Origin of the sequence: Streptomyces marinisediminis (assembly GCF_026262575.1) — a bacterium.
Lineage (GTDB): Bacteria > Actinomycetota > Actinomycetes > Streptomycetales > Streptomycetaceae > Streptomyces > Streptomyces marinisediminis.
This window is the reverse complement of record NZ_JAPKFL010000009.1, coordinates 39,661-56,876: the sequence shown is the minus strand read 5'-3', so window position 1 is coordinate 56,876 and position 17,216 is coordinate 39,661. Positions and strand designations below refer to the sequence as shown.

General features: G+C 74.7%; 20 protein-coding genes. 17 read left to right on the top strand and 3 right to left on the bottom strand.

The genetic code is table 11. The features are described from left to right. The first annotated feature begins 106 nt into the window (after window positions 1-106). The 14 genes from OSB71_RS09695 (at window position 107) to OSB71_RS09630 (ending at window position 12,254) form a co-directional block, all read left to right on the top strand. On the top strand, window positions 107-979 hold the full coding sequence (locus OSB71_RS09695) for a trypsin-like serine peptidase (protein WP_416237237.1): 873 nt from the start codon (window positions 107-109) through the stop codon (window positions 977-979). A gap of 203 nt (window positions 980-1,182) precedes the next feature. Next, window positions 1,183-2,496, top strand: a complete 1,314-nt coding sequence (locus OSB71_RS09690; RefSeq protein WP_265946732.1) for an Nramp family divalent metal transporter — start codon at window positions 1,183-1,185, stop codon at window positions 2,494-2,496. 151 nt (window positions 2,497-2,647) lie between these two features. Continuing rightward, window positions 2,648-3,694: a glycosyltransferase family protein gene (locus OSB71_RS09685; protein ID WP_265946495.1), complete on the top strand. Its 1,047-nt coding sequence runs from the start codon at window positions 2,648-2,650 to the stop codon at window positions 3,692-3,694. A 56-nt stretch (window positions 3,695-3,750) separates the two neighbouring features. Beyond that, window positions 3,751-4,464 (top strand): Flp pilus assembly protein CpaB, encoded by a 714-nt coding sequence (gene cpaB / locus OSB71_RS09680; protein ID WP_265946493.1) that lies wholly within the window; start codon window positions 3,751-3,753, stop codon window positions 4,462-4,464. Next, the gene (locus OSB71_RS09675) at window positions 4,461-5,762 is read left to right on the top strand and encodes a CpaE/TadZ family protein (RefSeq protein WP_265946491.1); all 1,302 of its coding nucleotides are present in this window, start codon (window positions 4,461-4,463) and stop codon (window positions 5,760-5,762) included. Before cpaB ends, OSB71_RS09675 begins: the two co-directional genes overlap by 4 nt. Window positions 5,763-5,888: 126 nt before the next feature. Further along, the gene (locus OSB71_RS09670) at window positions 5,889-6,242 is read left to right on the top strand and encodes a TadE/TadG family type IV pilus assembly protein (protein ID WP_265946489.1); all 354 of its coding nucleotides are present in this window, start codon (window positions 5,889-5,891) and stop codon (window positions 6,240-6,242) included. Then, window positions 6,239-6,667 (top strand): TadE/TadG family type IV pilus assembly protein, encoded by a 429-nt coding sequence (locus OSB71_RS09665; RefSeq protein WP_265946487.1) that lies wholly within the window; start codon window positions 6,239-6,241, stop codon window positions 6,665-6,667. Before OSB71_RS09670 ends, OSB71_RS09665 begins: the two co-directional genes overlap by 4 nt. A gap of 52 nt (window positions 6,668-6,719) precedes the next feature. After that, window positions 6,720-8,057 (top strand): TadA family conjugal transfer-associated ATPase, encoded by a 1,338-nt coding sequence (locus tag OSB71_RS09660; RefSeq protein WP_265946485.1) that lies wholly within the window; start codon window positions 6,720-6,722, stop codon window positions 8,055-8,057. A gap of 23 nt (window positions 8,058-8,080) precedes the next feature. Then, complete coding sequence (locus OSB71_RS09655; protein WP_265946483.1) at window positions 8,081-9,022, top strand: type II secretion system F family protein; 942 nt, start codon at window positions 8,081-8,083, stop codon at window positions 9,020-9,022. Window positions 9,023-9,037: 15 nt separating this feature from the next. After that, window positions 9,038-9,925: a DUF5936 domain-containing protein gene (locus OSB71_RS09650; protein WP_265946481.1), complete on the top strand. Its 888-nt coding sequence runs from the start codon at window positions 9,038-9,040 to the stop codon at window positions 9,923-9,925. Window positions 9,926-10,231: 306 nt separating this feature from the next. Beyond that, a complete protein-coding gene (locus tag OSB71_RS09645) occupies window positions 10,232-10,396 on the top strand; it encodes a hypothetical protein (protein WP_265946479.1) in 165 nt (54 codons plus the stop codon). Further along, entirely contained in the window at window positions 10,393-11,016 is a 624-nt protein-coding gene (locus OSB71_RS09640) for a pilus assembly protein TadG-related protein (RefSeq protein WP_265946730.1), read from the top strand. Before OSB71_RS09645 ends, OSB71_RS09640 begins: the two co-directional genes overlap by 4 nt. A gap of 27 nt (window positions 11,017-11,043) precedes the next feature. Beyond that, window positions 11,044-11,628 carry a hypothetical protein gene (locus OSB71_RS09635; RefSeq protein WP_265946477.1) on the top strand — a complete coding sequence of 195 codons (585 nt, stop codon included), beginning with the start codon at window positions 11,044-11,046 and terminating at the stop codon, window positions 11,626-11,628. An 11-nt stretch (window positions 11,629-11,639) separates the two neighbouring features. After that, a complete protein-coding gene (locus OSB71_RS09630) occupies window positions 11,640-12,254 on the top strand; it encodes an OmpA family protein (RefSeq protein ID WP_416237236.1) in 615 nt (204 codons plus the stop codon). A gap of 252 nt (window positions 12,255-12,506) precedes the next feature. On the opposite strand, the gene OSB71_RS09625 is transcribed toward OSB71_RS09630, so the two are convergent. From OSB71_RS09625 to OSB71_RS09615, 3 genes are all read right to left on the bottom strand, one after another. After that, window positions 12,507-12,737: a hypothetical protein gene (locus OSB71_RS09625; RefSeq protein ID WP_265946473.1), complete on the bottom strand. Its 231-nt coding sequence runs from the start codon at window positions 12,735-12,737 to the stop codon at window positions 12,507-12,509. 94 nt (window positions 12,738-12,831) lie between these two features. Then, entirely contained in the window at window positions 12,832-13,341 is a 510-nt protein-coding gene (locus tag OSB71_RS09620) for a hypothetical protein (RefSeq protein ID WP_265946471.1), read from the bottom strand. Window positions 13,342-13,582: 241 nt separating this feature from the next. Next, window positions 13,583-13,939: a hypothetical protein gene (locus OSB71_RS09615; RefSeq protein ID WP_265946469.1), complete on the bottom strand. Its 357-nt coding sequence runs from the start codon at window positions 13,937-13,939 to the stop codon at window positions 13,583-13,585. 408 nt (window positions 13,940-14,347) lie between these two features. On the opposite strand from OSB71_RS09615, the gene OSB71_RS09610 reads away from it, so the two are divergent. The 3 genes from OSB71_RS09610 (at window position 14,348) to OSB71_RS09600 (ending at window position 17,216) form a co-directional block, all read left to right on the top strand. Further along, on the top strand, window positions 14,348-14,653 hold the full coding sequence (locus tag OSB71_RS09610) for a plasmid stabilization protein (protein ID WP_265946467.1): 306 nt from the start codon (window positions 14,348-14,350) through the stop codon (window positions 14,651-14,653). 670 nt (window positions 14,654-15,323) lie between these two features. Beyond that, on the top strand, window positions 15,324-16,118 hold the full coding sequence (locus OSB71_RS09605) for an SDR family oxidoreductase (RefSeq protein ID WP_265946465.1): 795 nt from the start codon (window positions 15,324-15,326) through the stop codon (window positions 16,116-16,118). A gap of 669 nt (window positions 16,119-16,787) precedes the next feature. Next, window positions 16,788-17,216, top strand: a complete 429-nt coding sequence (locus OSB71_RS09600) for an OsmC family protein (protein ID WP_265946463.1) — start codon at window positions 16,788-16,790, stop codon at window positions 17,214-17,216.

Below are 17,216 nucleotides of genomic sequence, written 5' to 3'. Positions count from 1 at the left end.
GCGACCGGAGGGGACCATGAGCCGACCCGCACGGAAGCGCCCCGCCCCCGTCCAGCCGCACACCCCGCGCTCCGGGGCCGCCGCCCTGCGCTCCAGGAGCGCCGCCCTGCGCTCCGGGGCCGCCGCCCTGCTGCTCTGCGCGGCGACGGCCCTGGGGCTCGCCCCCGCCCCGGCCGTCGCCCGGCCCGTGCCCCCCGGCTACGCCCACCCGACCGCCCCGGCCCCCGCCCCGCCCCGCACGGCCGGCGGCCTCGCGGGCACGGTGGCGCTGAGCAACTGCTCCGGCGCGCTGGTGCGGATGCCGCACTCGCGCCCCGCCGACACCGCCCTGGTGCTCACCAACGGCCACTGCGTGGAGAGCCGCGTGCCGCGCCCGGGGGAGGTCGTCACCGCCGCCCCCTCGCGGCGCGCCTTCACCCTGCTCGACGTCGAAGGCCGCGCCCTGGGCACCCTGCGCGCCGCGCACCTGGCCTACGCCACCGTCACCGGCACCGACGTCGCCCTCTACCGGCTCACCGACACCTACGCCCAGATCACCGGCCGGTACGGGCCGCAGGCCCACCCCCGCACCCTCGACGCCGACCGGCCGTCCGCCGGCACGGCCATCGACGTGCCCTCCGGCTACTGGAAGCACGTCTACCGGTGCGCCATCGACGGCTTCGTCCCCGTGCTGCGCGAAGGCCCGTGGACGATGACCGACTCCCTGCGCTACACCCGCTCCTGCGCCACCGTGGGCGGCACCTCGGGCGCCCCGGTGGTCGACCGGGCCACCGGTCAGGTCGTCGGCGTCAACAGCACCGGGAACGACGGGGGCGGCCGGTGCGCCGTCCACAATCCCTGCGAAGTCGCGGCCGACGGCCGGGTCAGCGTCCGCCAGGGCACCAACTACGGCCAGCAGACCTACCTCCTGACCCGCTGTGTGACCACGGGCAACGCCCTGGTCCTGCACGCCCCGGGCTGCACGCTGCCGCGCCCGTAGTCCGGCGCGGGCCTGTCGGAGCGGGGCCGCCCGGCGGCCGCCCGTACGCCGCGCGCGGCGCGCACGCCCCCTTGCCGGGGTCCGCGCCGCGCCGGAATGATCGTGCGGGGAGGTGGCGCGTGACGGACGAGGGGAACGTGGGCCGCACGGGACGGGACGGCCGCGCGGAGCAGCCGTCGGTCGGCGAGGCGGCGGCCGGACCCGTGGCCGCGCCGGCGCAGCACCGGCCGCGGTGGCGCGCCGTCGGCCCCGGGCTCGTCGTCGCGGCCACCGGCATCGGCGCGGGGGACCTGGTGGCCACGCTCGTCGCCGGGAGCCGCTTCGGCTACGGCCTGCTGTGGGCCGTCGTCGTCGGCTGCGCCATCCGCATCGCCTTCGCCGAGGGCGCCGCGCGCTGGCACCTGGCCACCGGCCGCACGCTGTTCGAGGGCTGGCGCTCCATCGGCCGCTGGACCCTGTACTACTTCGGCTTCTACGCCCTGCTGTGGGGCTTCGCCTACGGCGCCACCGCCATGTCCGCCAGCGCGCTGCCGCTGGCCGCGCTCTTCCCGGGCGTCGCGGACCTGAAGGTGTGGGGCGTGGGGACGGCGCTGCTCGGCCTGCTGTTCGTGTGGTTCAACCGCTACCGCGCCGTCGAGCGCGTCATGACGGTACTGGTCGGCGCGATGTTCGTGATCGTCGTCGTCCTCGCCGTGCGCGTCACGCCCGACGTCGGCCGGACGTTCGCCGGGCTGGTGCCCACCATTCCCGACGGCTCCCTCGTCTACACGCTGGGCGTCATCGGCGGCGTCGGCGGCACGATCACCATGGCCGCCTACGGGTACTGGGTCAACGCCAAGAAGTGGGACACCCCGGCGTGGATGCGGATGATGCGGCTGGACAACACCACCGCCTACGTCACCACCGGCGTCTTCACCGTCGCCATGATCATCGTGGGCGCGGAGCTGCTGCACGCGGCGAACATCACCCTCCAGGGCAGCTCCGGGCTGCTGGACGTCGGCGACGAGCTGGAGCGCCGCTTCGACCCGGTGACGGCCAAGCTCTTCCTCGTCGGCTTCTTCGCCGCCTCCTTCTCCTCCCTCGTCGGCGTCTGGCACGGCGTCAGCCTGCTGTTCTCCGACTACGTGCGCACGCTGGCAACCCCGCGCCGGGATGCCGCGACCGGGGCGGACGGCGCCGGCGCGGCCACCGGTACCGGGGCGGGCGGCGGCGGGGTGAGCGAGGTCTCATCCGGCGCGCGCGAGCGCTCCGCACCGTTCCGCTTCTACCTGCTGTGGCTGACGTTCCCGCCCATCGCGCTGCTCTTCCTGGACCGCCCGTTCGCGCTCGTCGTCGCCTACGGCGTGCTCGGCGCGCTGTTCCTGCCGTTCCTGGCCGGCACCCTGCTCGTCCTGCTCAACGGGCGCGCGATGCCGGCCCCGTGGCGCAGCGGCCGGCTGAGCAACGGCATGCTGCTGGCCGCCGCGCTGCTGTTCGTCGTCCTGTGCGTGGAACAGATCCGCACCCTGCCCTGGTGACCGCGGCGCGCACCGGCCGCGCCAACTCCGCATACGCGGACAAGGGTTCTCACCCGGACCCCCGGCGGCTAGGCTTCGGTGACGCAGGCAGTACGCATGGTGAGGAACGGTCGGCCGTGGCGGCCACCCACCGAGGTGACGGGAAGCGAATGTGACCACCGCGATAGCCGTCACCAGCCCCGAGCTGGTGCTTCCGCCGCCGGACCGGCACACGCCGGCCGCCCACGTCCTCGGCGACCCCGGCCGTCAGCCCCTGGACGAAGCCGTCGAGCGCGTCCGCGCGCTGCTGGACCAGCACGGCTACCTCATCGCGCTCTACCCGGCCTCCGTCGCGCCCGCGCTGCGGCAACGGCTGCACACGGTGCGCTCGGTGCTGGAGTCCGACCGTATCGCCCTGGTGGCCTGCGACCTGCCGCCGCTGGCGCTCGCCGTCCTCGTGCGGCAACTGCGGCAGCTCTCGGCCACCGACGTCAGCCCCGGCGTGCTCGCCGCGTCCGTGCGGCTGCTCGCCCACTACATCCACGCCGGGGCCGTGCTCGGCTCCGTGACCCGGCTCGACCGCGTCCCCGTGCCGCTCACCGCGCACGCCCGCTCCTGGCTGCCCGGCAGCCGGTTCGCCGTCGTCACCGCGCCCAAGCCGCAGCTCGTCAGGGTCGGCGGCACTCCGGGCACGCCGGAGGGGCCCGGCTACGTCACCCGGCTCACCACGGCCGCCGGGCAGCTCACCTCCACCTGGGTCAGCGCCACCCTGGCCCCCCGGTGGCAGGTCAGCGGGGTGGAGGAGACGGCGCTGCCGCCCGAGTCGCCGGGCTGGTGGGGCACCGGCAGGCTCGTGGAGTTCGCCGCCGCCATCCCGGACATCTCCGTGCTCTACCACCTCGTCGGCTCCGTGCAGCGCACCGCCTGCCACTGGTGCGGGCTGGAACTCATCGGCGACCGCTGCGCGTTCTGCGCCGCTCCGCTGCCCGCACCCGGCACCGGCCGGCCGCCGCACCGCGCCCCGGGCGCCCGGACGGCGCGCGCGCAACACCCGGCCCGCCCGGCTCACCACGGCGCTCCGGATCCGCGCGCGGAGGACGACGAGGCGTCAGGTCCGGTGATACCGCACGACACGGGCCCGTCCGGAACCGCGCACACCTCCGCCGCCGTCGTGCCCCAGGACGGCGCCTACGGCCCGATCCCCCCGGGGCGCCGATGACGCGCCCGCCCCACCGCCCACCGTCCACCCCGTGTGACCAGAGGTAGCCCCGCGCCATGAACTCCCGTCAGCGCCGCGGCGTCGTCCTGATGCTGCTGTCCCTACTCGGCGCCCTCGCCGCGTTCGCCGGCGTGCTCTCGGTCGTGCGCGAGGTGGAGGCCAAGGTCGGCCCGGAGGTGAGGGCGTACGAGGTGAAGGCCGACGTCGAGCCCTACCAGGAGCTGCGGCCCGACCAGTTCGCCGAGATCCGCGTCCCCGAGCGCTGGCTGCCCGAGACGGCCGTCACCGACCTGGACGCCGTCACCGGCAAGATCGCCCTCAACCCGCTGCGCGAGGGCTCGCTGCTCCAGCACGACATGATCGCCGACCGCCCGGCCCTGGAGGCCGGCCAGCAGGAGATCGCCATCATGATCGACGCCGCCACCGGCGTCGCGGGCAAGATCACCCGCGGGGCCCGCGTCAACGTCTACGCCACCTTCCGCGGCGAGGGTGACACCGCCGACGTCTCCCAGCTCATCGTGGCGGCCGCCCGCGTCATCGACGTCGGCGAGCTGACCAGCATCGAGGACGGCGGGGACCGCGAGGCCGCCCGCTCCTACGGCCAGCGCGAGGCCGTGCCGATCACCTTCGCGCTCGACACCGCGGGAGCCCAGCGCATCGCCTACGCCGAGTCCTTCGCCACCCACGTCCGGCTCGCGCTGGTGGCCCCCGGCGACGCCGGGAACGTCCCCGACGACCAGCGCACCTACCGGCTCGGGGAGGAGCGGTGAACCACCCCGTGCCCTACGCCCCCGGCCCGGCCGCCCGGGTCCTGCCCGCCGTGGGCGACGCCGAGGCCGGCCACGCCCTCGCCGGCCTCCTCGCCCGCCTGCCCGGCACCGAGGCGCTGCCGACCGTCGGCACCAGCACCCACCTGCTGGACCTGCTGACCACCCTCGGGGCGGCCTCCCCGGCCGGGCTGCCCGAGGTCGTGCTCGTCCACGAACGCCTGGGCCCGCAACCGGCGCTGGAGCTGGTCCGCGAGATCGCGCTGCGCTTCCCGACCGTCGGCACCGTGCTCATCAGCGGCGACGCCAGCCCGGCCGGGTACGCCGCCGCGATGGACAGCGGCGCGCGCGGCGTGCTCCCGCTGCCCGTCGGCCCCGAGGAACTGGCCGCCCGCGTGCAGGCCGTGGCCGGCTGGGCCACCGGTGTGCGCCGCCACCTCGGGCCCGGCGACGACCCCCACGCCACCGCGCCGACGGGCACGCTCGTGACCGTCGCCGGGGCCAAGGGCGGCGTCGGCGCCACGCTGACCGCCGTCCAGCTCGCCCTGGCCGCACAGGCATCCGGTCACGAGACGGTGCTCGTCGACCTCGACCTGCAAGGCGGCGACGTCGCCTCCTTCCTCGACGTCCAGTTCCGCCGCTCCGTCGCCGACCTCGCCGGCCTCGGCGACCTGGGCCCGCGCGTGCTCCAGGACGCCGTGTTCCCCCACGCCACCGGGCTCGCGCTGCTGCTGGCCCCGGCCGAGGGCGAACGCGCCGAGGAGGTGACCGACGCCGCCGCCCGGCAGCTCGTGCCCGCCCTGCGCGCCCGCTACGACGCCGTGGTGGTCGACTGCGGCAGCCACCTGGACGCCGCCGGCGCCGTGGCCGTCGAGCAGGCCGACACCGCGCTGCTGGTCACCACCCCGGACGTCGTCGCCGTACGCGGCGTCAAACGCCAGGTACGGCTGTGGGAGCGGCTGCGGATCCGCAAGGCCGAGGACACCGTGACCGTCGTCAACCGGCACACGCGCGGCGGTGAGATCCAGCCGCCGCTGATCCGGCGCGTCACCGGGACGCGCATGGCCCGCACCACCGTCCCGGCCGCCTTCAAGGAGCTCCAGGGCTGCCTGGACTCCTCCCGCATGCACGAACTCGACGCGCGCGGCGCGGTCCGTCAGGCGCTGTGGGCGCTGGCCGGCGAGGTGGGCCTCGTCGCGGGGACGCAGGCGGGGGCGGCCCCGGGCAAGGGGCTGGTGCCCTTCGCCGGCAAACGCGCCGCGCCGCAGGCCGGCCCGCGCCGCTCGCGCCGGGAGCGCTGAGGCGTGCGCGGCGGGCGGAGCGACGGCCGGGGGCGAGCGGGTGGCGCGCGCGGGCGCGTGGGTGGCGCGCTCGGGGCGTGGGCGCGCGGCGAGCGCGGGCGCGCGGGTGGCGCGCGCGGGGCGGGGGTGCGCGACGAGCGCGGGCAGGCGACCGTGGAGTTCCTCGGCATGCTGCCGCTGATCCTGCTCACCCTGGCGCTGCTGTGGCAGTGCGTGCTCGTCGGCTACACCTTCACCCTCGCCGCGAACGCCGCCGACGAGGCCGCCCGGGCCGGTGCCGTCGGCGCCGACTGCGGCGCGGCCGCCTCCGCCGACCTGCCCGGCGCCTGGGCCTCCGGCGCCGCCGTCTCCTGCGGCGCGTACGGCGGCCTGACGCACGCCGACGTCACCCTCCGCGTGCCGGTGCTCTTCCCCGGCCTCGTCAGCTTCCCGTTCGACGTCACCGCGGACGCGGCGGCCGTGTCGGAGGACCCGCGGTGACCCGGCCCGCCCCGCCCGCCGCCGCCCGCGTGCGGCGCCCGGACCGGCGTCGACCCCCGGGCCGGGAGCGGGACCGGGACCGCGGCCAGGCGGCGATCGAGTTCCTCGGGTTCGTCCCGCTGCTGCTGCTCCTGGCCCTCGCCGGCATCCAGCTCGGCCTCGCCGCCTACACCGCGCAGCAGGCCGGCACCGCCGCCCGCACCGCCGCCCGCTACGTCTCCCAGGACGACGACCGGGCCGCCGCCGGTGCCGGGGAGGCGGCGCTGAGCGGCTGGCTCGCGGACGGCGCCGCCTTCGCCGAACGCCGTGAGCCCGGCGAGGTCACCGTCACCGCCACCGTCGACATCCCCTCCGTCATCCCGGGCGTGGACTTCGGCAGCGCCGAGAAGTCCGCCACCATGCCCCGGTCCAGGGAGCTGCCGTGAGCCGCGTGCGCCGCAGCCCCGCGTCCCCGTCCCCGGCAGGAGCCGTCCCGCGATGAGCCTCAAGGCCCGACTCACCGCCCCCGAGACCGCCGCCGAGCGGCCCGAGGAGAGCCACCTGGTCAGCACCTTCCGCACCAAGCTGCTGGAGGAGATCGACCTCGCCGAGATGTCCCGGCTCGCCACCGCCGAGCGCCGGGTGCGCCTGGAGCGCGTCCTGGGCCACATCGTCAGCCGCGAGGGCCCCGTCCTGTCCACCGCCGAACGCGCCCAGCTCATCCGGCGCGTGGTGGACGAGGCGCTGGGCCTGGGCATCCTGGAGCCGCTCCTGGAGGACCCCGGGATCACCGAGATCATGGTCAACGGGCCCGACCACATCTACGTCGAGCGGGCCGGGCGCGTCGAGCGCCTGCCGCTGCGCTTCGCCTCCGCCGACCAGCTCATGCAGACCATCGAGCGCATCGTCTCCACCGTCAACCGGCGTGTGGACGAGTCTCACCCCATGGTCGACGCCCGCCTGCCCAGCGGGGAGCGGGTCAACGTCGTCATCCCGCCGCTGGCGCTGACCGGCGCGACGCTCACCATCCGCCGCTTCCCCCGCTCCTACACGCTCCACGAACTCATCGACCTGGGCACGCTCGACGAGCCCATGACCGTCCTCCTCGCCTCCCTCGTCCGGGCGAAGTTCAACGTGATCGTCTCCGGCGCGACCGGATCGGGGAAGACGACGCTGCTGAACGCCCTGTCCGGGCTCATCCCCGAGGGGGAGCGCATCATCACCGTCGAGGACGCGGCCGAACTCCAGCTCCAGCAGAGCCACGTCATCTCCCTGGAGGCGCGGCCGCCCAACGTCGAGGGGAAGGGCCAGATCACCATCCGCGACCTGGTGCGCAACTCCCTGCGCATGCGGCCCGACCGCATCATCGTCGGCGAGGTGCGCGGCGGCGAGACGCTGGACATGCTCCAGGCCATGTCCACCGGCCACGACGGCTCGCTCGCCACCGTGCACGCCAACAGCGCCGAGGACGCGCTCACGCGGTTGCAGACCCTGGCGTCCATGTCCGAGGTGAAGATCCCCTTCGCGGCGCTGCGCGACCAGATCAACAGCGCCGTCGACGTCCTGGTCCAGCTCACCCGGCACCCCGACGGCTCCCGCCGCATCACCGAGATCGCCATCCTGGACTCCGCCGGGCGCGAGGACTACCGCCTCACCAGCGTCGCCCGGTTCCGCCCGCGCCCGCTCGAGGCCGACCAGGTGGTGCGCGGCGCCTTCGAGTACCTCCCCCTGCCGCGCCGCGTCGCCGACCGCCTCTACCTCGCCGGCGAGGCCCTGCCCCCCGCCTTCGGCGTCGCCCACTCCGCACTCGACCTCGCCACCCGCGCGACCCGCTGAGGCCCACGGACCCGGAAGCGCCCATGACACTCGACCAGCTCGTCGCCCTCACCCTCGGCGCCACCCTGGTGGCCTGCGCCCTCGCCGTGCTCGCGGTGCGCGCGTACACGGCCGGACGCGCCCAGCGCCGGGAGCTGGAGGCCCGGCTCAGCGCGTCACCGTCCGACCCGGTCGCCGGTGCGCGCCGGTTCGCCGGGCTCGACCGCCGCCTGCGCGCCACGCGCTGGGGCCGCCGCCTCGAACACCGCCTGGCCGCCACCGGGCTCGACGTCACGGTGGGCGAGTTCACGGTGTACGTGCTCGCGCTCGTCACCGGCCTGTGGGTGGTCGCCCAGTCCCTGCTCGCCGCGTTCTTCGGGCCGCTGGCCGCCCTGCTGGGGCTGTGGGGCGCGGCCACCTTCCTGAGCTGGCAGCGCGCCAAGCGCATCGAGCGCTTCATCGGCCAGCTCCCCGAACTCGCCCGGCTGCTGGCCAACGGCACCCAGGCCGGACTCGCGCTGCGCACCGCGATCCCCCTGGCCGCCGAGGAGATGGACGCGCCGGCCGGGGAGGAACTGGGCAAGGTCTCCGACGCGCTCGCCCTCGGCCACTCCCTGGACGACGCACTCGGCGAGCTGGCCGAACGCCTGCCCTCACGCGAGCTGGTGGTGCTGGTGACGACGCTGGTGCTCTCCAACCGGGCCGGCGGCCAGGTCGTCGGCTCCCTGCGCAACCTCACCGACACCCTGGAACAGCGCAAGGAGACCCGGCGCGAAGTGAAGACCCAGCTCTCCCAGGTGATGATGACCGCCTACGCCGTACCGCTGATCGGCCTGACCGTGCTGTTCCTGATGGACCGGGCGGGCTCCGGCGTGCTGGACCGGATGACCAGCACCTTCGTCGGCCAGGCCGCCGTCGTCATCGCCTTCGGCCTGTACGCGGTGGGCTTCCTCGTCATCCGCCGCATGTCCCGGATCGACGTCTGAGGGGAACCGCCCGCCGTGACCCTGCTGCTGGCCGCGCTCGCCGCCCTGTGCGTCCTGGGCCTCGCCCACGGGCTGCGCCTGTACCGGGCGGAGACCAGGCTTCCGGCCGACCTCGCCGTCGCCCTGGAAGTCGGCGCCACCCGCACCACGCCCGTCAACTCCGCGCTGGACCGGCTCGGCATGCGCTGGGCGCCGCTGGTGCTGCGGCTCATGGGCCCGCGCCGCGTCGCCGCCGTCCGGCGCCGCATCGACCACGCCGGCAACCCCGGCGGCCTCACCCTCGACCGCTACGCCGCCCGGCGCTTCGTCTACGGCGTCCTCGGCGCCCTCGGCGCGCTGGCCATGCTGGCGCGCGGACAGTGGCTGCCGGCGGCGCTCATGGTGGCGTTCGGGCTGTTCTGGGTCGAGGTCGGCATCGCCGCCGCCGTCCGCGTCCGCCGCGCCGAGATCGAGCGCACCCTGCCCGACTTCCTGGACGTCCTCGCCGTCGTCGTCTCCGCCGGACTGGCCTTCCGGCAGGCGCTGGACCGCGTCGCCGAACGGTACGAAGGCCCGTGGGCCGACGAACTGCGCATCACACTCCGCCAGATGGACATGGGCGTCAGCCGCCGCCAGGCCTTCGAGGAGCTGCGGCGGCGCAACGACTCCGAGCAGGTCGCCATGTTCGTCACCGCGCTCCAGCAGGGCGAGGACCTCGGGGCGCCGATCGTCGACACGCTCATCGCCATCGCCGCCGACATGCGCCGCACCGACGCCCAGAACGCGCGCCGCCGCGCGGCCCGTGCGGTCCCCAAGGCGACGCTGGTCATCACCACCGTGATGGTGCCCGCCACGCTGATCCTGCTCGTCGCCGGCCTGTTCCTGGGCACCGGCGTCGAGTTCGGGAGGATCACGGGTGAGTAAGCACACTTGTCACTCCGCATCAATTCATACACATTTCCCGCTACCCCCTTCGCGTGCGCAACCCGTTGTGGCAGAGTCACTCTGCGGAACGGCGTGCGCCGTGCACGCCGGCCGACGGAGCGGGGAGGAGGTCACCGCTGATGCCGCGTCCGGCTCTCCGCCGCGCCGCGCCCCGCTGGGTGCCCGCGGCCCTGCGACACCGCCCCGCCCCCCGCCCCCCCCCGGCCCGCCCCCCGGCGCCCGGCCCCCGACCGGGCCCGACCGCCACCCCGCCCCCATCGCTTGAGCCCGGAGAGCGAGACCCCCATGAACCCCCGCCTGCAGAACAACGACACCGGCCAGACCGCCATCGAATACCTCGGCATCCTGGCCGTCGTAGCCGCCATCATCGCCGTCCTCCTGACCACGGACTTCGGGTCGACGATCTCGGATGCCATCGCGGACCAGATCAGCAGGGTGACCGGGGGCTGACCCGGCGCTGGAGTGACGCTGCCGATCGCGGACAGGCGTTCCCCCTCTACATCACCGTGGTGGCGGGAGCCCTCTTCCTCGCGTTGGCGTACTTCGCCGTCGGGCAGGCCGCCGCCGCACGCAACGATGCGCAGGGTGCGGCGGACGCAGCCGCACTCGCCGCCGCAAACGACGCGCGGCAGCAGCTCGGCCTAGCGCTGCTGGACAACCTGTCGACCCCGGAGCTCTTGCCAGATGTCCTGGACGGGTTGCTCCTCAACCAAGCTGGGGCCTGTGCCGAAGCCCAGCGCTTCGCGTCCATGAACGGTGCCGACCTCGACGGTTGCGGACGGTCCGCAGGGCTGGGAGGTGGGTTCACGGTCGATGTCACGAGCAGGACTCCTGTCGGAGACACGATCATCCCCGGCACCGGGGGCCAGTACGCGACGGCGAGTGCGACTGCCGCTCTGGAGCCGCGGTGCAGACTGCGGAACGCGGCCGGTGACGGGGAGGAGAGGGAAGAGGGCGAGCGCGAGATCGTCGAGCTGACGTGCCAGGGCGAAGACGTGGTGGTGGATCCGGAACGCCCGAAGCCGCTTCCCGAACTGGATGAACTGTTCACCGTTCGGCTGGTTGACTGAGACGTCCATAAGCGAAGGAACCCATCGATGAACATCCGGCACACGGGAAGGCGCGGTCTGCGTATGCGGGCCGCCGCGGTGGTGACGGCCGGCTTGCTCGCCACGCTCACGGCCTGCGGAGGGGGTGACGACAATGTTGCGGACGGGTCCGGTGCCGATAAGCCGGCAAGCAGCGGTACCAGCGACCAGAAACCCGCGGAGGACGTGGACACCGACAAGGTCATCGGCGAACTCACCGGCTCCGACGACATCGTCGTCAGGCTGCACTCCGCGGTGCGTGACTCCGGTGGCTTCGTCACCATCCACGGCACACTGACGAACACCGGGGACAAGACGTTCAACTACAACCGGTGGAGCTCGTCGGAGACTGCCCTCAAATCCAAATCCTCGATCTCCGGAGCGACGTTGGTAGATCCGGACGGCAACAAGCGTTACATGATCCTGCGTGACACCGACGGCGAGTGCCTGTGTACGACTGGACTCACCAACATCAAGTCCGGTGAGAGCCGCCCCGTCTACGCGCAGTTCCCCGCGCCTCCCGGTGAAGTCACGCAGGTGGAGTTTCACCTGCCGACCATGTCACCCGCCACCATCGAACTGACCGAAGGGTGAGGGGGATGGGTATGTGGTGGGGTGTTGTGCCGGGTGGGGCGGTGGCGGTGGTGACGGCGGCGGCGCTGTCGTTCGCGGCCGCGCCGGTGGCACGGGCCGCGGACTCGCCCTACGGGCCGGCGAACGACCAGCCGCCGGTCAAGGTCAACGCCCAGTCGCCGCAACTGCTGATGCGCGACGGCGCCACCCTCGCCGAGCCCCGGGTCATCGACATCGTGCAGGTGGTCGAGGACGAGAGCGGGGACGAGCGGCGTGCGGACTCCAACGCCAAGACCACTTTCACGCTCCAGGCGGAGGTCCTCTTCGGCCGGGACAGCGCAGAGTTGAACCGGGAGGCGAACGCCCGGATCGAGGACATCGCGGGCGAGATCGACGCCCAGGGTGCGACCGAGGTGAACGTCTACGGGTTCACCGACAACCTCGGCTCCTACCAGCACGGCGTCGAGTTGTCGCAGGACCGCGCCGAGGCCGTGCACCGGGAGCTGGTCAAGCACCTGGACGATCCGGGTACGACCTTCAACATCCGCGGATACAGCGAGGACTACCCCGTCGCGTCGAACGCAACCGAGGACGGCCGGGAGAAGAACCGAAGGGTGGAAGTCTCCTTCCCGCGCACGGACGAGTAGACGCTCCGTAGTACTCTGGTCACACTGAGCCGGTTCGCGCATCCCTCCCCCGTGACGGACCGGCTCAGCCCCTGCGCGTATGGCGCGGGGCTGCGGGCGGCATGGGCGTCGCGCCCCGGCAGTCCCGGCGGCGGGGATGAGTGCTCCGCACGGCGCACCGGGCACGAGGCGGTCCGCGCGCTGTCCGTGGCGGTGCGAGAACCGAGAACCGGCCGGGTGGTCCGGGCGGGCGAGCGCGGGTCGCCGGCCGCGTCAGCCGTCGTCCGGCATGGGCGCGGGCTCCGCGTCGGCCATGCGCTCGTCTGTCCAGTAGTGCAGGACGTCGGCGGGGTCCTGCCGGGACTCCGCCGACGACGACGCGCCGCCCGGCGGGGGCGCGGACGGCTCCAGGGGCGTGGGGCCGCCCAGGCCCACGGCGCCCACGCACGCGATCGCCCCCAGCAGGCTCGCGCTCAGCGCGATCGTCGTGCCGGTGCGGTTCACTGCGTGTTCCCTTCCGGTGCCGCCGACGTGACGGGCGCCGCTCCTGGGGGCGCAGCGGTGGGCCGCCGGGTGCCGCGCGCGGTCGTCGGCCCGGTCAGCAGTCGACGCCCTGCTGGCGCAGCCAGGCGCACTGGGTCTCGCCGGAGGTGCGCCCGCCGTCGTAGGCGCGCGGGTCCTGCGCTCCGGGGCCGACGGGTTCGTGGTCCTCGAAGATCCCGTCGCCGTCGACGTCGCCCCCGTCCGGGCTGAACTCGGCGCCCGGCGGGATGACGCAGGCCGCGCGGTCCTCGGGAGCCGTGGTGCACGGTCGGGGCGTGGCGGAGGAGGACGCCGGTGTGCGGCTCCGCTGCTGGGCCTGGACGCCCGCCTTCTCGGCGGCGGCCCGGCGAGCGGCCTCCTCGGCCGCACGGAGCCGGTCCTCGGCCTGCCCGCCCAGCGCGCGGACGGCCTCGGCGTGTGCGGGGGCCGACCAGGTGGCGGCGTGGGGGCTGGGGGAGGGTGCCGGGGAGGTGGTGGCGTCGGCGGAGCCGCAGGCGCCGAGGCCGAGGGTCAGGGCGCAGGCGGCCGCGGCGACGGTGAGGGGACGGAGGCGTGATGTCGACATATCGACCCCTGTAGGCCGGGATCAGTTTCCCGGCCCACACTATGCCGGTCGCCCGGCGTTGTACACGCCGAGCGGCGACGGCGCCGCCCGGCGGTCTGCCGCCCGGCGGTCCGCCGGCGCGCGATCCCGCTCTGGGTGGGGAGCGGGCCGGGTAGGGAACAGCCCCGGGCGTGGAGCACGCCCGGGGCGTGAGTGCCCCGGGCGGCCTGGGCCCGGGGTCTCGTGGCGGTCGGTACGCCGGTCAGCTCGGCGGGGTGTCGTCGTAGCCGCTGAGCGCCGGGGGCCAGACCACCAGCGTCGCCTCCTGGTCGTTCTCGTCGTCCAGGGTGACCAACTGCCCCGGGAAGGCGCGCTTGAGGGCGAACGAGTCGGCCTCGGTGAACGTCCCGCGCAGGATCAGTGCCTGTCCGATGGCGTAGACCGACCGTGTCCCGGGCGGCATCGGCCAGTCGCGGTCGAGCAGTTGGGGCGGTGTTCCGCGCCCTCCCTCCCCCTCCGGCGGCCCCTCCCGCAAGTAGGCCGCGAAGCGACTGGCCGCGTCCCGGGCTCGGTCTAAACCCGTGCGGTCACCCGGTTTCTGGTCGTCGAACCTGTCCATGCCCCCCACCCCTGTGTGTATGGCGTTGTCCTCCCCCGACGCCGTTGAACCTAGGGCGTTTGCGTGCGCGATCGCAAGAGCATTTGACTGGTCGGAACGTGCCAGTGCGGAGAGCTTCGATCAGTGCGGCCGCTGATTTTGCTGTGCGAATATGCCGCGCTTGGTTCGCAGGTGAACGGTGGTGTCGCTGTCTCTCTGTGTGACGAATGGGACCCCGGGTGTGGTTCCTCCGGCGCGTGCGCGCGTTCCGTTTCGCACGTGTGCGATCCGGGGGCGGGTCCGTGTGTGGTGTGGCGCGGTCGTCGTGCGCGCTCTTCGCGGGGAGGATATTTTGTTCTCATATGCCCGATGTGCGGTTCCTGGAACGGCCGTCGACGGGCCACGCCCACGCAACGGAGGACGACCACGGTGGCCAAACAGTCCAGCTCCAAGCGGGAACGGCAGTACGAGCACATCAAGGAAAGCGAGAAGAAGCGCGGTGGCGGCAGCGCCAAGCGGGCGGGCGAGATCGCGTCCCGGACCATGAACAAGCAGAAAGCCCAGGCGGGCGAGACCCGCGGTGCCCAGCGCTCGCGATCGGGTGGCGGCGCCTCCGCTTCCGCCCGCTCCGCCGACCAGACCCGGGAGCAGCTCTACGCGGAGGCCAAGAAGCGGGACGTCAAGGGCCGCTCCTCGATGAACAAGTCCGAACTGAGGGACGCGCTGGGTCGCTGACGGCCCCGGCCCCCGGCTCCGCCCTGGTGCCCCGGCCGTGCGGGAGCCGTCCCGCCGTCGCGCCGCCCGGGCCCGGTGGACAGCCCGGCGCCTGGGCCCGGCTGAGACGGCCCCGATCCGAGGCGGTCCGGACGACTACGGCCCGGCGCGGGCGCCCGGCTGGACGGGCCCGGTGCGGGCGTCCCGGTGCGGGACCCCGGCCCGGTGCGCTCGGTGCGAGGTGCGCGGACGGTGGTTGCCCGAGGGCGTCCCGCAATCTCTCGGGCCGCCTGAGCGCGCACGGTGCGGCGTGGTCCGTCGGCCGCTTCCGAGGCTGACGCAGGCCAGGAGTGGGCAATTCCGCTTTGTAGCCAGGGCTCGCGAGCTCCTTCACCGATGCGCGGAACGGCCTTCGGGGCTGCCCGGTCCGGGCGGGCCGGTGGGGGTGTGCGGTGCGGGTCGGGTCGAGCGGGTCCGTCCGGGGGAGGGCGGCTGTGCGGGGAGGGCGTCCGAGGCGCACGCCCCGCCGCGGGGGCGCGCGGCGGGGGCGTCCGGAGCGGGCCGGCCCGGGGCGGGAGTGGGACAACGCGGTGGCTGCCATGCATCGCCGGTCTGGGCGGGGGCACTCGGGGGCCGGTGCCGCCGCGTGGCCGTCGAGCACGCGGCACCACTCGAAAGGAGCAGCCGGACCATGGAGCAGCAGCGCGCCGCCGTCGTCACCGCGGCCGACTCGGGCATCGGACGGGCCACGGCCGTCAGACTGGCCGAGACGGGCATGGACGTGGGCATCACCTGGCACAGCGACGAGGAGGGCGCCGAGCGGACGGCGGCGGAGGTGCGGGCGCGCGGCCAGCGGGCGGAGGTCGAGCACATGGACCTCGCCGTCCTGCCGGACGCCGCCTCGGCCATCGACGTGCTCGCCGACCGGCTCGGCCGCGTCGACGCCCTCGTCAACAACGCCGGCACGGGCACCTCGACGCCGGTGCTGGACCTGCCGCACGACACCATCCGCACCGTCATCGACATCGACCTCGTCGGCCCCTTCCTGTGCTCCCAGCGCGCGGCGCGGCGCATGGTCGACCAGGGGGACGGCGGCCGTATCGTCAACGTCACCAGCGTGCACGAGCACCAGCCCAAGGTGGGCGCCGGGCCCTACTGCGCGGCCAAGGGCGGCCTCGGCCTGCTGACGCAGGTGATGGCGCTGGAGCTGTCCGAGCACGGCATCAACGTCAACTCCGTCGCACCGGGCGAGATCGCCACGCCGATGACCGGGAACGAGGACGCCGACGTGCACGAGCTGCCGCGTCCTGGGCTGCCGCTGGGCCGACCGGGTGACGCGCGGGAGGTCGCCGGCGTCATCGCCTTCCTCGTCGGCCCGGACGCCGGGTACGTCACCGGCGCGTCCTGGGTGGTGGACGGCGGCATGCTGCGCATGGGCCCGCAGGCCAGCTCCCAGGTGCGCGACGACGCCTGGCGCCGGGTGTAGGAGGCGGAGGACGAGCCGCCGGAACGGCCCGCAACCCGCATGCGTGACGTCCGAGACGCGCGGGCACCCGGACGGGCAGGTACCGACGCCCGGTGTCGCGCACCGGGGTGAGGAGGACCCGTGACCGTCACCACCACCGCAGAGACCGCCCCGGGGGCGGTGCGCCGGAGTACCGCGGCCCGGCAGCCGGACCCCGTCCCACCCGCCCCCACGCCGCCACCCGGCCCCGGCGGGCCGGAGCCCGGCCCCGCACCCGGCCCGGAGCCGGGGCCCGTTCCGGTGCCCCCGGAGCCGCCGCAGCCGAGCCCGACGCCCGGCCCCGGCCCGGCGCCCGAGCCCCCGGCGCCCGAGCCCCCGGCGCCCGAGCCCCCGGCGCCCGGTCCCGACCCGCAGCCGGCCCCGGCCTGACCCGACGGCCGGTGGGAGGCCCGCGCGGACGGCGCACCGGGCCCGCCGCGCGGGAGACGGCCCGCCCGCGAGCCGCTGCCCGCCCGCGAGCCGCTGCCCGAGCGGGGCACGCCGCGTCTCGGCGCCGGGGCTCCCGCCTCCGGCGCGCCGCGGCGGGCTGAGGCCGGGTCAAGACCGGTGTGGCGGCGTGGAGACGGGCGGCGGGGATAGCGTGAGGCCGTACCACCGCATCGGACACGTTACGAAGGGAACACCCACAGCATGGCCACCACGCGTACCGCTAAGACCCACTGGGAAGGCAACCTGATGGAGGGCAAGGGCTCCGTGGAGCTCGCGTCCTCCGGCATCGGCACGTACGAGGTGAGCTGGCCCGCCCGCGCCGAGGAGCCCGGTGGCCGGACGAGCCCGGAGGAGCTCATCGGCGCCGCGCACTCCGCGTGCTACTCGATGGCCTTCTCGCACGGCCTCGCGGGCCAGGGCTACACCGTCGCCGCGCTGGACACGCAGGCCGACGTGACGTTCCAGCCGGGTGAGGGCATCACCGGCATCGCCCTGACCGTCCGCGCCAGCGTGCCCGGTCTGTCCGAGGAGGACTTCCAGGCCGCCGCGGAGGAGGCCAAGAAGAACTGCCCGGTGAGCCAGGCCCTGGCCGGGGTCAAGAACATCTCGCTGCGCGCCGAGCTCGTCTGA